The 16,643-nt window shown below is 33.4% G+C and carries 8 protein-coding genes; all 8 read left to right on the top strand.

Annotation, left to right across the window (positions count from 1 at the left end):
• Positions 1–7: 7 nt before the first annotated feature.
• Complete coding sequence (locus tag Q0772_RS00495; RefSeq protein ID WP_298338675.1) at positions 8–2,854, top strand: glycoside hydrolase family 2 TIM barrel-domain containing protein; 2,847 nt, start codon at positions 8–10, stop codon at positions 2,852–2,854.
• Positions 2,855–2,975: 121 nt separating this feature from the next.
• Positions 2,976–6,458 carry a T9SS type A sorting domain-containing protein gene (locus Q0772_RS00490; RefSeq protein ID WP_298338672.1) on the top strand — a complete coding sequence of 1,161 codons (3,483 nt, stop codon included), beginning with the start codon at positions 2,976–2,978 and terminating at the stop codon, positions 6,456–6,458.
• 9 nt (positions 6,459–6,467) lie between these two features.
• Complete coding sequence (locus tag Q0772_RS00485; RefSeq protein ID WP_298338670.1) at positions 6,468–7,907, top strand: BNR-4 repeat-containing protein; 1,440 nt, start codon at positions 6,468–6,470, stop codon at positions 7,905–7,907.
• A 21-nt stretch (positions 7,908–7,928) separates the two neighbouring features.
• Complete coding sequence (locus Q0772_RS00480; RefSeq protein ID WP_298338667.1) at positions 7,929–9,248, top strand: sulfatase-like hydrolase/transferase; 1,320 nt, start codon at positions 7,929–7,931, stop codon at positions 9,246–9,248.
• 6 nt (positions 9,249–9,254) lie between these two features.
• Positions 9,255–10,769, top strand: coding sequence for a sulfatase (locus Q0772_RS00475; protein WP_298338664.1), 1,515 nt, complete (start codon positions 9,255–9,257; stop codon positions 10,767–10,769).
• A 135-nt stretch (positions 10,770–10,904) separates the two neighbouring features.
• On the top strand, positions 10,905–13,463 hold the full coding sequence (locus Q0772_RS00470; RefSeq protein WP_298338660.1) for a T9SS type A sorting domain-containing protein: 2,559 nt from the start codon (positions 10,905–10,907) through the stop codon (positions 13,461–13,463).
• Positions 13,464–13,484: 21 nt separating this feature from the next.
• Positions 13,485–15,131 carry a sulfatase-like hydrolase/transferase gene (locus Q0772_RS00465; RefSeq protein ID WP_298338657.1) on the top strand — a complete coding sequence of 549 codons (1,647 nt, stop codon included), beginning with the start codon at positions 13,485–13,487 and terminating at the stop codon, positions 15,129–15,131.
• A gap of 12 nt (positions 15,132–15,143) precedes the next feature.
• Positions 15,144–16,640, top strand: a complete 1,497-nt coding sequence (locus Q0772_RS00460) for a sulfatase (RefSeq protein ID WP_298338654.1) — start codon at positions 15,144–15,146, stop codon at positions 16,638–16,640.
• The last annotated feature ends 3 nt before the right edge of the window (positions 16,641–16,643 follow it).

Below are 16,643 nucleotides of genomic sequence, written 5' to 3'. Positions count from 1 at the left end.
TTTAATCATGAAAACCAGTAGGTATATAGGTTATTTTGTCCTAATCAACTTTTTGTTTTTTAGAAGTTTAATTGCACAAAATAAAACCTACTTGTCAGGTACCTATGCTGATACCGCTGTAGACTGGGACTTTAAAATGTCTGAAGGTCGTAATAGCGGATACTGGACCAGCATTCCTGTGCCATCAAATTGGGAAACCAAAGGTTTTGGCTATTATACCTATGGCAAAGACCACAAAGATTATAAAACAAGACCAGAAATGGGGTTGTACCGTCATGACTTTAAATTCAATTTAAAATCAGATAAACGTTATTTTATTGTTTTTCAGGGAGCTATGACCGAAACAACAGTCAAATTAAATGGACAACAAATAGGAGATACGCACATAGGAGGCTTTACAGAATTCAAATATGAAATCACTAATTTTTTAAAAACAGGAGACAACCGTTTAGACGTTAAAGTTTTAAAACCAGCAACGCATCCACAAGTGGTAAAAGCAGAGCGTATTGCAGATTACTGGTTGTTTGGGGGTATTTTTAGACCTGTTTATATTGAAGAACTGCCAGTAAATTTTATAGATCGTGTTGCTATTGATGCGCAAATGAATGGTAATTTTAAAATGGATGTTTTTACAGATACCTCTATAGAAAATATAGCATTAACAGCGCAGGTTTACGACAGTAACAATCAAAAAGTAGGAAAGTCATTTTCTGGAAAAGTTTCTAAAAATAAAGGACATTTAGAAACCACTTTAAAAGGTATTGCAGCATGGTCTCATGAGTATCCAAACCTGTATAGTGTTGAGGTGTCTTTAAAACAAAAAAAGAAAACAATACATAGCTACAAACAAAAGTTTGGATTCAGAACCTTTGAAGTGCGCGACCATGACGGTTTTTACCTCAATGGCAAACGCATTTTATTAAAAGGAGCAAACATGCACAGTTTTAGGCCTGAGACAGGGCGCACATTAACTAGGCAAGATATGCTAGATAATGTAAAACTGATGCAGGAGATGAATTTTAATACCGTGCGTATTTGTCATTACCCGCCAGATGCTGAGTTTTTAGACCTATGCGATTCTTTAGGGCTAATGGCAATGGACGAATTACCTGGTTGGAGGCATCCCTATCCCGATGCAATTGGGAGTAAAATTGTAAAAGAACTTGTTGTAAGAGATGTCAATCATCCATCGGTTGTGCTTTGGAGTAATGGTAACCATTTGGCACATAATCCCAAATTTGATGCCGCTTTTTTTAAGTGGGATATTCAGAAAAGAAGACCTTTAAAAAATGAGACCAAAACAGGCGACATTTATCAAAACTATTCTCCTGATTTCGATATTATAAAAACCAATTTTTATCCTTCTTATACTTTATTAAAGCAACGTTTGTTTAAAGAAAACCATATAGTGTTACCCAATGAGGCCTTACATGCGCTTTATGATGGCGGCGGCGGTGCAAACCTAAAAACCTACTGGGATGCCATTGAAAAATCTAAAGTTGGTGGAGGGTTGATGATTTGGGCACTTTTTGATGAAGGTTTGCGAAGAACCGATATGAATAATCAACCTTTTCATCAAGGGAACAATGCACCAGATGGTATTGTTGGACCCAATGGAGAAAAAGATGGCAGTTATTATGCGGTAAGAGAAATTTGGTCGTCAGTACAAATTAAAGAAGATAAAATAACATCACGGTTTAATGGCGAATTAACTATTGAGAATAAGTTTGATTTTGTGAATTTAAATGAATGTAAAATCAATTGGAAACTCATTGCTTTTGAAACTCCAAACACATCGGCATCAGGATTTAGAACCGTAGCATCAGGAAATGTTAATTCGCCTTATATTTTACCAAATGAATCAGGACAGTTAAGGACAGATTTACCAAAAAACCTCCCTAAATTCGATGCTTTAATTATTGAAGTTTTTGATAATAAAGGTCTGTTAGTCTATGAAAAACGATTACAACTTGAAAAAGAAACAGTCTTTTTTCAAACATCAATACGAAATACAGTAATCCAAGACGAAAAGAATCCCTTTCTTTTTTATATCGGGGATACCACAATTTTGTTTGATGAATATACAGGGGTTTTAAAAACAGTGGCTGTAAAAGGAAAAGCAACGAGTATTAAAAATTTCCCTTTTGTTGATATAAAAAGGGCTGACACGCTAAAAGTAAAATCTAATAATAAGCTTCCGATAAAGGCTTCAATTAAAAATAGGGATGATCGTTTTATTATTGAAAGTAAAAACCAAAAAGGTTTTGAATCTATTAGATGGACGATTAAACCAACAGGAGAATTAAAATTAGATTATACATATGCGGTAAACGAAGGTGTTTATGAATATGCTGGAATTGGTATGGAAGTAAGCGCTAAAGCAATAAAAAGTAAACGTTGGCTAGGAGAAGGCCCTACAAGAATATGGAAAAATCGTGTAGAGGGTGGTATTTATAATGTGCATGCAGTAGAAAAAAAGATAAATATTCCTGGAGAAATTTATAATCAACCAGAATTTGAAGGGTGTTTTGCACCTTGGAAATGGGCTGTATTTCATATGGAAGATAATGTGTCTGTAGGTTTTCAAAATAATAGCGATGTCATTTTAGGGGTATTAAACCCTATAAATGGTGAAAATGCAAAAATGGCAGATTGGGAATATCCTAAAAAGGAAGGGTTTTATTTTTTTAATGCCATTCCTGCGGTAGGCTCAAAATGGAAAAAACCAACAGAGTTTGGACCTGATGCGCAACCAACTAAAATAAATACATCCTTATCAGGATCGGTGTCCTTATTTGTGAATTGGAATAATGTTAAAAACAACAATAAAATTTTTAAAATATCAATAGAATAAAAATATACAGAACATCAAAGTGATGAAGCCGTTTTTTCTTATTGAAAATATTGAAGTAAAAGGGAGAATAATTAACATTGAGCTCATTGTGCCCTGTTAAGATTAATTAAAACCAAAAAAAATGAAAAAGATACTCTTTGGATTATTCTTAGTTAAAGTGTTGTTTTTGTCTGCGCAATCTTTAGAGCATCCTATTATTTGGACAACTGCTGCTGAAAAACCAGCAATTTTAGACAAAATTCAAAATCATGAATGGGCAAGTACTATTGTATCTCAAGTAAGAGGGCTTGTAGATGCTAAAGTAAATGCACACGTTACAGATCCGGCAGCTTTTCTCAATACCATTCCAACATTAGCAGCAGACGATAATGTATCAGAAGCAGATGCAGGTTCTGCTATTTCAGGACATGCTTCAATTTTGAATCACGCATCATACGCAGCTATGATTTATTATATTTCTGGAGAAGAGAAATATGCTCAATTTGCTGCAGATGTTTTATGGTATTACATTGAAGAACTTGCTTCAAGAACGCCAGATAAGACTGCTATGAGTGGTAATTATTTTGCAGACCCTCGTACGGGGTATTTACAATTTGCTATCGCTTATGATTTTATGGTAAACTATTTAAAAGAACCAGAAACTAGAGTCTATCAAAAATCTTCAGGAAATAAAATACCTTTTGATAATGTTATGGCGCAAGAAGCAGTACACAACATAGCAATGAATGCATTAGGAGAATTTACGGGTGTAGATAATAGATATGGAAGAACAGTAAGTAACCATCCTATTTTAACAGCTCCGGGGTCTTTATTTACGATACTTTGTGTAGAAGATGATGCAGAAAGGGAACGCATGTTTAACATTTTCTGGAACATTGGAACGAGGCGTCAAAACTCTTTTACCAGAACCATCTTACCCATATTTGGAGAACAAGGTATTTGGCCTGAGCCTGTGAGCTACAGTTTTATGCCCAATGTAACTATGGTACTTAATATAGTGGATCGTTTGAAACCAGAATTGAATGTAATGGATAATTACACCAATATATTAGATGGGAACTTTCTCTTTGATAATTTAAGGCATCCTAATAGAACTTTTGTACGTTTTGGAGATTCTAAAAGATATAGTGATCAAACAAGAAAAATTTATAGATATACGCATAATTTGGCATCTAGAAAGGGACTAAGCGACTACGTTCAAAAATCTGAAATAGCCTTAAGGCAAGGGTATAACGCTGTTGGCGGTTACATTCCAAACATACGAATAAGTACTTATGAAAACGTTGATGCTTTTGAACAACTGTTTTGGGCAGAAGATATACCCGATACTATTGATGGAGAAATTGATTTTGAAAAACCAACAGTTATTATCAAACATGCGGGAGTTGCATTACAACGTAATTTAGTAAAAGAAAATAATGAAGATTATGGTCTTACGGGTATTATTGGTGGGGCACATTATGTTCATTCTCATGTTACAGGAATAACTATGGAATTGTATGGAGCCAACTATATTATGGCTCCTGGAGCTGGATTACCTAATACTGTTGCAGAAAGAAAATTAGTAGAGCATACAGATTATTTTTGGCGACACGCAGGAAATAATACGATGATTGTAAATGGTACTACACATGGTATTCAACCAGGGTCTTGGAATTCAAATTCTTATTTATGGATGAACACAACCGTTAATGAAGCTGCTGAACCAAAACATCTGGAAGACCCTATAAATCCTAATTTTAGTTTTGCAACTCAATTTTTGGATGATACAGTAAATAACGATCAACAGAAAAGAACTCTAAGCACTATTAGAACTAGTGAAACTACTGGTTATTATTTTGATATGTTTCGTTCTAAATCTTTAGGTGCAAACAATTTTCATGATTATATATATCATAATATCGGTGATGTAACTCATGTTATGACGATGGATGATGTAGAATTGGCGGTTTCTCCAACAACCAGATACCAAAATGATATAGGAGATTTAAGAAAATCTCCAGGTTGGCGATTTTTTGAAAATACCAATGTTACACAAGTTATAAATGATGCAGTAAAAGTTCGGTTTGATTTAAATGAAACCAACACGTATATGAATATGTTTGCACCATCTGGAGTAGCTAGAGAGTATACTAAGGCACTTGGACCAGCTTCTAGAGAAGCTAAAGGGGGTTATATTAACAAGAAAACACAAATTGTAGCTATTAGGCAACAAGGGGAAGCATGGGATAAACCGTATGTACATATTTTCGAACCTTCTAAATCTACAAATACAAGCGTTAAATCTGTAGAGCATTTGTACAGAGAAGCTGTTATTGTTGGAGCTATAGTTAATAGTCAAATTGGAGATAAGGTTATTAAAGATTATATTATTTGTCAAGAAGATGCTTCTAGAGTACTTAGTCTTTCAAGTATAGGTGTTGAATTTACTGGGCATTTTGCAGTTATTCGTCATGAGCAAGACCTAGAAAAAGCCTTTGTTACCCTATATATTGGAGAAGGAACTAGCATAACTTATGGTGAACATTCATTTGATGCCGATGCCAGTAAAAAAGGTCAAAAGATCATTGAGGTGCCACTTGATTTAAGTAGAGTATTAGGGTTTAAAGATTTAGAAAATAACCAAGAAATATTAAAAGGAAGTGATTTAGTAGTTGAAGCTGTTGTTGGAACCGATTTTATCGAAGCAACTTTATATGTAGACAATGTAAGTGTTGGTGCTTTAACAGAGGCTCCTTATATATGGTCTTCAGTACCAGAACTAACAAATATGACCGAACTTTCATATTTACTTAAAATAGAAGCAAAGGATGCTGGAGGTAATATAGAGGAAAGAACATTTACTATTTTAACGCCTAATCAATGGGCCTACAGATCAGATAGTAAACCACATCCAGTTCCTGGAAAAATAGAATTTGAACACTATGATAATGGTGGTATTGATATTGCATACTGGGATAAGAAAAATCAAAATAGTTCATCCTTTAGACCTAATGAAATGGTTGATATTAGTACTAACGGACAAATTGTGAGAGATATAAAAAATGGAGAGTGGTTAGAATATACTATTGATGTTACCCAATCAGGAAATTATGAATTAGAGGTAACACACCAAACAAGAAGAAGTCCAGCATTTAAACAACTTACAGTTTCTTTTCCAGATGAAAATATGACCTTTTTAAGTGATATCATATTGACCAACACAGGTTCTGGTGCATACTTAACAGAATCTATTGGTAATTTTGATTTAGAAGCAGGAGAGCATGTGCTGAGGTTTAGTTTATTAAATTTTGGTTTTGATTTAGATTCCTTTGAATTAAAATTAAATAGTCTTTCAGTATCTGACATTCAAAATGAAGATAAATTCAACATAAATGTATTTCCAAATCCAACGAATCATTTATTTACAGTAAAATTGAATAAATCTAATTGGAAAAACTTAAGTATTTATAATGTTCTTGGAAGAAGGATTTATACTAATAACAAGGCTCAAAACAAGTTAATAATAAATGCACAAGAACAAAAAATGACAAGTGGGATTTATTTTATAGTTGTTCAAGGACAACAAGGAAATCAATTTACAAAAAAACTAATCATAAAATAATCAGTATCAATGCTTAATAAGCGATCTATTGTTATATTTTTCTTAGGCTTCATTCTATTGAGCTGTAAGTCTACTAAAAAAGACTTACAAAGCAATGGTGTTGAAAAACATGATGCAGAATATTTTGCTGACAATGGTTTTGGAAATGCAGTTGCTGTGGTGCAACATCCTGCAGGAGTCTATCATAAAGGAATTACTTATGTCTGTTATCAAGGGGAATTAGAAGATCCTTATGTAGCTTCCTATAATCATACTACAAAAGAATGGAAAGGTCCTTTTAAAGCAGGTGTTAGTCAAATGGGGAAAGATCCTAATCGAAAGAAAAAAATAGACAATCATGGTAAGCCTGCAATTCTTATTGATGATGCAGGATATATTCACATTGCTTTTGGAGGTCATGGAGGAACACCTGAAGACGGTGAAAATCCCTTAGGAAATCATCATTATGGAAAAAATATTCATGCAGTTTCTAAAAAACCTTTAGATATTTCTGACTGGGAAACATTAGATAATATTTCATTGTTTGGAACCTACAGTCAGTTTGTAAAAATGGATAATGGCGATATGTACTTGTTTTATCGTCATGGAGCACATAGGAGTAACTGGGTATATCAAAAATCAACTGATAATGGTAAAACATTTGAAGAGCCAGTTTCCTTTTTAAAGCATAAAAGAAGAACTGATATTGAAGCCGAAGATTCTTGGTATCCTTGGGTAAGCAAAGGTAATGGAGATGATATTATTATAGCTTTCGATTACCATATTTGTAGAGATAATAAAAACGCTCAAGATGCAAGAGGACACATTCCAGAAAGACATAATTTGTATTACATGGTTTTTAATACGAAAACCAGAAAATGGAAAAATGTTAAAAATGAACCTTTAGAAATGCCTTTAACCAAGGAAATGGCAGATAGAAAAACATTGGTAAAGGAAATACCTAACGATTGGACGTTTCAAGGTGTAGCAGATGTTGACCCCAATGGCAATCCACATGTTGGTGTTTTGGTTGGGCCTGACATAGGCGAAAAAAGAAGTGGTCCTAAACGTTTACAACTTTTTAGATGGGATGGACAAGAGTGGTTACAAAGTGAGAATCCAGATCTTCCTAACGGTAATGGCGATTTAGAAGTAAAATCTACCACTGAAGTAAGCCTATATTTAGAACATGAAAGTAAAGGTAATGTTGGAGAAATAAGCAGATGGGATAGCTCTGATGCTGGAAAATCGTTTAAAAAGAGCACCGTTTTTTTAAGTAGAAAGAATTCCGGTTTTGTGATATCGTCGCTTATCGATAATCCACATCCCGATGCTAGAATCATTGTTGCACAAAAAGAGGATGGTACTGATTTTAGAAAAATGTATCTTATAGGAGATAATGGACCTATAAAAAGAAATAAAAAAGAAAGTATAATAGCAAAACCAATAATAAAACAAACCAAAAATTAATATATCTAACCTAAAATGAAAATGATTAAAAAAATATCTTTAGGAATATTAGCAGTAAGTATCTTAGTTTCTTGCGGAAAAGGAACTAAAAAAGAAACTGAAAGTGTTTCTAATAAAAAGCAAACACCACCTAACATTGTATTCATATTATCAGATGACCAATCGTGGACAGATTATAGTTTCATGGGAGATGAAAATATAGAAACTCCAAGGATAGACAAATTTGCTTCAGAAAGTTTAACCTTCACACAATCCTATGTGCCAACGCCATTATGTTCGCCTTCTTTGGCAACAATCATTACAGGCTTATATCCTAAAGACCATGGAATCTTAGGAAATGATAAGGTTTATGATCGTGGAAATATCCGTGGAAAAGCAAGAGCAGAAGCCTATAAACCTGTAATTTCAGCTTTTGAAAAACAAACCACACTCCCAGATATGCTTAAGGAAAAAGGTTATCTGTCATTTCAAACAGGTAAATGGTGGCACGGTAACCACAAAATAGGTGGGTTTGATTATGGTATGACACATGGAGATCCAACGCGTGGTGGAAGGCATGGTGATTATGGTTTAGAAATTGGAAGAAAAGGTTTAGATACAATTAACAGCTATGTAGATTTAGCATTAAAAGAAAAGAAACCGTTCTTTTTATGGTACGCACCATTTTTACCACACAGACCTCATAATCCTCCGCAACATTTATTCGAAAAATATAAAAAGAAAACAGATTCAGAGCATTTAGCAAAGTATTGGGCAATGTGTGAGTGGTTTGATGAAACTTGCGGACAATTATTCGATTTAATTGAAAACAAAGGTTTAACAGAAAACACACTTTTTGTTTATGTATGTGATAATGGTTGGGCCCAAAACCCTGACAAAAGCGGATACTTAAAACATTCTAAACGTGCGCCTTATAATATGGGAATCCGCACACCAATTATGTACAAATGGAAAGGAAAAATTACTCCTAAAATGGATGATAAAACCATTACAAGTAGTATAGATATGGTGCCTACAGTACTTGATGTTTTAGGAATTGAAAAACCTGAAAATTTACCTGGAGTAAGTGTTTTAGATGAAAAAGCATTAGCTGAGCGTAAGGGTATTTTTGGAGAAGTATATGCACATGATTTTGATACAATTGAAAATAGTATGTTTTATAACATGGCCATTTTTCCGCCGTATAAAATTATCGTACCAGATTCGGTAAGAAAGAAAGGAGAGGTTGTACAATTGTTCAACATAGAAGAAGATCCTTTTGAAAAAAATAATTTAGCAGATCAGAACCCAGAAGTAGTGGAAAGACTAAAAAATAGAATCAAAGAGTTTAGGTCTAAATAATTTGTGATGAAAAAAACGTATTTCTTACTAATAATAGGTACGCTATTTTTAGGTGCTTGTAAGTCTGAAAGTAAAAAAATAAAGATTAAAAAACCAAACGTATTGTTTATAGCAGTTGATGATTTGAATAATTGGATTAGTCCAATTCAAAATTTTTCAAATGTAAAAACGCCCAATTTTGATAGACTCGCAAAAATGGGAGTAACCTTTACCAATGCCCATGTGCAGGCGCCACTTTGTGGGCCTTCAAGAGCTTCGATAATGACAGGTTTACGGCCATCAACAACCGGTATCTATGGTATGACGCCTGATAATAAAATTAGAAGAGAAGGAAATCCTGCAACTAAAGATATTACGTTTTTACCAGAGTATTTCAAGCAAAATGGGTATCACACTATGGGCATTGGTAAACTGTTTCATATTCATGCACCTAATGATGTTTTCGATGAATCTGGAGGTCGTGTAAAAGGTTTTGGTCCTTACCCTGAAAAACGTTTTGTTTGGGATGGTTTTGGTAAAGGTGTTAAAGGAAAACACGGAAGGACAAGCACTGATTGGGGTGCTTTTCCAGAAAATGATACCTTAATGCCAGATCATCAATCTGTAAATTGGGTTAAAGAACGTCTGGAAAGAGATTACGAAAAGCCTTTTTTTATGGGCTTAGGGTTTTTGCGTGTGCATGTGCCTTTATATGTGCCTCAAAAATGGTTCGATTTGTATCCTTTGGATAAAATTGAAACACCACCATACAAGTCCGATGATTTAAACGATATTCCAAACGTTGGGTTACAAATTAACGATTTACCAATGATGCCATCCACAGAATGGGCGAAGGAAAGTGGCGAGTGGAAAAAGATTGTACAGGCTTATTTAGCGTGTGTTAGTTATGTAGATTATGAGTTAGGTCGTGTTTTAGATGCTTTAGAAAGTAGTAAATATGCAGACAATACCATTATTGTATTGTGGTCTGATCATGGCTATCGTTTAGGAGAAAAAGGCACTTTTGCAAAACACGCACTTTGGGAAACAGCTACTAAAGCACCATTAATGTTCGCTGGTCCCAATTTGCCCAAAGGAAAGAAAATTACTGCGCCTGTAGAAATGTTATCTATTTATCCATCCTTGCTTGAATTGAGTGGATTACCAGCCTATACGAGAAATGAAGGCAAGAGTTTGGTAGATATGATGCAAAGCGATAAAGGTGTAGATGCATCTTATGCAATTACTACTTTTGCAATGAATAACCATGCTATAAAAAAAGAGGGGTATCGCTATATACGCTATGAAGATGGTACAGAGGAATTTTATGATCATAGTGTAGATCCAAATGAATGGTATAACGAAGCGGGTAATATAAAATTTTCTAATAAGAAGAACATTTTAAAAATACTATTGCCAGAGAAAAACGTTATTTGGGATGAAGCCTCAAATTATACGTTTCAGCCCTATTTTGTAGCGCAGAAAAAACGAGTAAACGGCGGTCAAAAAACGCCTGTAATTGTAATTGGTGCAGACCGATGATTGTTTATGTATTGTTGTTAATTCTAAATCAAGACTGTGCATGATAGTATTAAAAAAAAATGTTTGTAATTTGCTCTAAAATATTATCTTTTAACTTACTAACAAGTTAAAATGCCATTATGAAAACTCATGCATATGATATCTCAAGAAAGATTAATTTTAGTCCTATCACTTTTTATGTTTATAGGGTTAAATGCGCAAGTAACATTGTCTACAGATTTTACAGATAATGCTAAGCAAAATGAACCGCTGCATAACATATGGTCTGTTGCTAATCGCATTAGTCCAAAAAATGGATCCAATATTCGTCCAGGACTGAAGATGAATACGGTTAGGATGATTGGTGGAATCAAAAAGACTGTAAATGGCGAAAATGTAAAAGACTTGGATTTTGATACCTGTTTATATGATTCTATCAATAATGTGTATGTGTATAGATTTGAACGTTTAACAGATAGATTAGATAAAATTATCAATTCTCAAACAGAAATTCATCAAATTGTGTTAGATCAACCTTCTTGGGCATTTCAACACGGTTACACATTTATTCCTGCGGGAACTAGAGATAATATAAATTTTCGTGAAGACGAACAAATATCTATTTATGGAAATTCGTTACCACCTGCAGATAAACAAGCGTATCATGATTATATAGAGGCTTTAATGACAAAGCTAGTTGAAACTTATGGTGAAGAAATGGTTTTGTCTTGGAGATTTAGAATAGGTTCTGAGATTGAAACACCGGATCATTGGTTTGGAACTAAACAAGATTTTATAGAGCATTTTGAAAATACAGAGCAAGCCATTAGAGCTGTTTTACCTGAAGCAATTGTAGGCTTGCACACAAGAGCTCCAGATTTTGTTTTTAAAAACGGAACGGTTTTAAATTATAAAGGCGAGCCTTTTGCTTCTTTTGCAGAAGATTTAATATCATATGCCTTTGATAATGATTTGCGATACGATTTTTGGGGAATATCTGATTATGTAATTATAGGAAACAGTAATTTACGTAATATGAGAACTAAGTTTGATAAGCTTTTTGCTGATTTGGTAAATCATCCTAAATGGAATAATAATGCTACTATCGATTTAATGGAGTATGCCACAGTAACGACTATGAATGGTGCTGATGGTAAAGGGTTTATTAATGCTGAAACTTCTCACGCTGAAATTGTAGAATTGTCGTTTTCTAATATGTTTTATAAGAATAAAGAGAATGGGCTAGAATTTATTTATAGATGGGGTAATAAAGTAGGAACGGAAGATCCTCCAGCGATAACAAGCTTAAATACAATGAATAATAAAATTCATTACACATCTAATGTTTCGGGTACACCTAATAATTCTAATAATGATTTAGACGCATTTTTCGCAAAAAGTGAAACCGACACAGAGTATGATGTTTTAATATACAATTACAATGGTAGTTCACTTACTTACAGAGATAATGAAGTTGTAAATGTAACGTTTACTTCAGAATTACCTGTTGGTACAACGTTGTATTACAGAAGCCTTTCTTATAGTAAAGCTAATAATAAACTTCAGAATTTCTTAGATGACAATTCTGGGTCAGGTTATGTAAAGAGTGGTTTTAATGATAGGGGTTCTCCAGATAGAATTTTAACCGAGGCTGGTTTAGCTGCCTTTGATGCCTATGATAATCCAAACCCACATGCTTATAGTGAATGGAAAAGTATTATAACAACTGCACGTAATGATGGTGAATCTGGTTCTGTGATAAGTGTAGACGCTGAACTGCCTTCATTTGCATTTGAAAAATTTGAATTTAGAATCGAAGATTATTTTGTACAAGCTATTGCACCAGCAACTGTAGTATGGACAACTTCAGAAGATTTTGCCCCTTGGACAGCAGTTACTGCTGGAATGAATGTAAATACTGATAATGATAAATTGACTTTAAATTATTCTAGTGGTTTCGCACTACCCATTGCAGCAATAACAGGTCTAAATATCAACTCAGATTTGTATGAGACATTACAATTGGTAGTTAAGAATAACACAGAAGGCACAAGTCTTCAAATGGCAGCAAATATTCCAGGGTCGCAATTTGCAACAGGTAGAAAAAAAATAACTATACCTAATGATGATGAATGGCATACTATTAATGTAGATTTAACAAATTGGTCGCATTGGGCAGGAATTATTAATGAATTTAAGGTGTATGAAAGAGTAAATACTGGCAGTATAGTTTTTGATAGAATAGAATTTATTCCCAAAGGAAACGCTGAGGTATTTGATGTTGTTATAAATAAAGAAGGTAATGGTTTGTTGAATTATACTAGCGGGACTTCTTTTGGAGGACAGCAATTTGATTTAAATGCCATTGCGGAACAGGGATGGGTTTTTCAAGGTTGGTCTGGTGATATAGTTAGTACAGAAAATCCGTTAGCAATAACCGTAAATTCAGACTTAAATATTACGGCAACATTTGTTCAAGAGGGTTTGTCTGTGGATAATTTTCAACAAAATAAAAGCTTTATTGTATATCCAAATCCAAGTGTAAGTGGCGTGTTTACAATAAAAAATCATGACTCAGAAAACTGGGAGATTTATAATTTTACAGGATCCAAAGTGTTATCAGGAAAAGGAAAAACAATAGACATTTCTAACTTTTCAAATGGCATGTATATCATTAAAATAAACAATACTTACAAAAAAATACTATTTAATTAGTGAAATTAAATAAAGATAAAGATGCTTTCAAAAATTTCAATATTCATTTTTTTAGCCATTCTTTTTTTTAGTTGCAATCTAGCATCTTCACAAAAAGGAAACAATAATAAAAAAAAAACCAATATCGTATTAATTTTTGCAGATGATTTAGGTTGGGTTGATGTAAGTACAGGGGATACAAATAAGAATAATGGTTCAAAAATTTATGAAACGCCTGTAATCGATAAATTGGCATCTCAAGGCATGTCTTTTACAAATGCATATACCAATCAAAATTGTGCCCCATCAAGAGCGGCTTTAATTAGCGGACAATACGCAACTGGTGTAGATAATCAGGTGTATAATGTGGGTTCTTTAAAAAGACAAGACAAAAGAACTAAAGGGTTTCCAAATGTACTTATTGAACCTCACAAGCAAAAAAAAGTAATTGCAGAAGATGGCATCAATATGTTTGATGTTTTAAAAACAAAAGGTTATCAAACTGCTTTAGTGGGTAAAAGTCACGGAACTCCACATCCATTAATTGGTGATTATGGTATAGATTTACCCGCAGATATTCATCATATTATAGCAGCTCCAATTAACGGAAAAAGAACGAAAAAGTTTTATTTAGCCTTAAATTCTGATAAAAAAGGATGGACGTTTAATTCAGAGTTTGTAGATAAATATGCAAATCCTTACGATGATAAATACATCAACACAACTTTAAAGCCTTACCATTCTCAAGGAGATGTATCCCTTTTAAAAGGAACTCCAAAACATCTTACAGATGCCATTGGAGATTTCTCTGTAGATTATATCAAAGAAAAAGCAAAAGACAAAAATCCTTTCTTTTTATATGTGCCTTTTCACGCGGTACACACAAAAGTGACAGGTAGAAAAGATTTAACGGAAAAATATCTAAAAAAAGGATTGAACCCTAGAGCAGCAGAGTATGCATCTATGATTGAGTTGTTAGATCAAAACGTAGGAAAAATAAATAGTGCTTTAAAAGACCCCAATGGCGATGGTAATTTTGCTGATGATATCACCAACAATACTATTTTCATTTTTTATTCTGATAATGGAGGGCTAAGAGAAAATAATCCATTGAAAGGTAGAAAAGGAAATTTAACAGAAGGTGGTCTTAGAGTACCGTTAATTTTTAGATATCCAAATGTGATAAAAGAAAATTCAGTAACCAATCAAGCCGTACATTGTATCGATTTTTTACCCACTTTAGCAGATTTAGCTGATGTAGATATTACCAAATTAAAAAAGAAAGATGGTAGTAAACCTAAATTTGATGGAGCTTCTTTTGTAAAAGTTTTAACAGGAGAAGCAAAAAGAATCTCAAGAAATAATTTGTTTTGGCATCTTCCAGGATATATGGATGAGCGTTTTTCTCCATCAACATTAATTCAAACAAGAGTAGGAGAAGAATATTTTAAGTTGTTTTATTTTTATGAAACTGAAGAATTTGAAATGTATAACATCACCAAAGATATTTCTGAAAAAAGAAATATTTTAAAGAATCCTACATCCAAAGAAATGGAAATTGCTCTACAAATGAATGCAGATATGTTGGCATGGTTAAAAGCTAACAATGCGCCAACAGGAACTTGGGTAAAAAACGGTGAAAGAGTATCTTACCCTGAAAAAGACGCAGTAAAAGCATATAAAAAATAAGTAGTAAAGACAATGAATAGACAAAACTTACTGTTATTTCCAATACTATGTATTTCAATGTTATTAGCAGCATGTTCTGGTGTAAAAAAAACGGATGCAACATCTAAAGTTATTTCTAAAACGAATACAGCACAAAGAAAGGCGAATCAACCCAATCTAATTTTTTATTTAGCGGATGATCAAGATGTATATGATTATGGTTGTTACGGTAATGAAAAAGTAAATACTGCAGCAGTAGATCGATTGGCAAAAGAAGGTATGTTGTTTTCCAATGCATTTACAGCACAGGCTATTTGTGCACCTAGTAGATCGCAACTTTTTACAGGAAATTATCCTGTTAAAAATGGTTGTTTTGCCAACCATACAGGTACAAGACCCAATATTGAAAGTGTAACTTCTAGAATGAAAAAATTGGGCTACGAAGTTGTTTTGGCTGGTAAAAGTCATGTAAAACCAGCGAGTGTATACCAGTGGGATAGAGAATGGGAACCAGTTCCTAAAAAGGGTGTGCCTAGAGATTATATTCCTTTAGATAGTATTGAAAGTTATTTCCAATCAGCGAAAAAGCCATTCTGTATGTTTATCACTTCAAAATACCCTCATGGAAAGTATTTTGATGTTGAAAATCCGAAAGCAGAAGCTATTAAGTTTTTCCCATTTAATGAGGATAAAAAAAATGACAAAGCTTTTGTAAAAAAGAAAGCAGGGTATTACAGAAGTATTGAAGAAGATAACACACAAATAGAAGGTGTTTTAAAATTGGTAGATGAGTATTTAGGTGATAACACATTATTTATTTACAGTGCAGATCATGGGGTTTCAGGTAAATTTACGGTAAAAGATATTGGTTTAAAAGTGCCATTTGTAGCGCGTTGGCCAAAAGTAATTAAACCAGGATCTACTTCAAATCAGTTGATTCATTATACAGATGTTTTGCCAACCTTTATGAAAATTGCAGGAGGCGAATTAGCTGGCGATATGGATGGTACTAGTTTTTTACCCATATTAGAAGGTAAAGATGTATCAGTAAACAAATATGTGTATGGAGTAAGAACCAATCAGAATATCTTAAATTCTGAAGTTTTTCCTTCTAGAATGATACGTAATAAACGTTATAAGTACATACGAAACTTTAATTCAATTGAAGTTTTAGATAAAAATTTAACTGGAAAATCGAATGTAGATTATTTTATAAAACGTGGTGCTACTAAATTTAAAAACGAACCATTAGAGGTGCTTTACGATTTAAAGAATGATCTTTTCGAACAAAAGAATTTAGCAAATAAACCAGAATTACAAGCTATTAAAGAAACTTTGAAAAAGGACTTATTTAGTTGGATGAAAGCTCAGGGCGATTTTCTTGATGAAAACATAGGAAATATGCCTTTAATTACCGCAAAAGGCAAGCGTGGTTTTAAATTAGATCAAGATACACCTAGACGAAAAATTCCTGATTCGATAAAGAATACCTTAAAAGACACCGATTATATTTTTATAAAACACTGGTAACCA

The sequence above is a fragment of the uncultured Algibacter sp. genome, assembly GCF_947490405.1.
In the GTDB taxonomy this organism is placed as follows: domain Bacteria; phylum Bacteroidota; class Bacteroidia; order Flavobacteriales; family Flavobacteriaceae; genus Algibacter_B.
The sequence above is the reverse complement of the archived record's forward strand: the minus strand, read 5'-3'. Positions and strand labels throughout refer to the sequence as shown.

Bases quoted from the DNA above. Each gene is read 5' to 3' on its own strand.
- Q0772_RS00495 (WP_298338675.1), top strand. From the start codon at position 8: ATGAAAACCAGTAGGTATATAGGTTATTTTGTCCTAATCAACTTTTTG.
- Q0772_RS00490 (WP_298338672.1), top strand. From the start codon at position 2,976: ATGAAAAAGATACTCTTTGGATTATTCTTAGTTAAAGTGTTGTTTTTG.
- Q0772_RS00485 (WP_298338670.1), top strand. From the start codon at position 6,468: ATGCTTAATAAGCGATCTATTGTTATATTTTTCTTAGGCTTCATTCTA.
- Q0772_RS00480 (WP_298338667.1), top strand. From the start codon at position 7,929: ATGATTAAAAAAATATCTTTAGGAATATTAGCAGTAAGTATCTTAGTT.
- Q0772_RS00475 (WP_298338664.1), top strand. From the start codon at position 9,255: ATGAAAAAAACGTATTTCTTACTAATAATAGGTACGCTATTTTTAGGT.
- Q0772_RS00470 (WP_298338660.1), top strand. From the start codon at position 10,905: ATGATATCTCAAGAAAGATTAATTTTAGTCCTATCACTTTTTATGTTT.
- Q0772_RS00465 (WP_298338657.1), top strand. From the start codon at position 13,485: ATGCTTTCAAAAATTTCAATATTCATTTTTTTAGCCATTCTTTTTTTT.
- Q0772_RS00460 (WP_298338654.1), top strand. From the start codon at position 15,144: ATGAATAGACAAAACTTACTGTTATTTCCAATACTATGTATTTCAATG.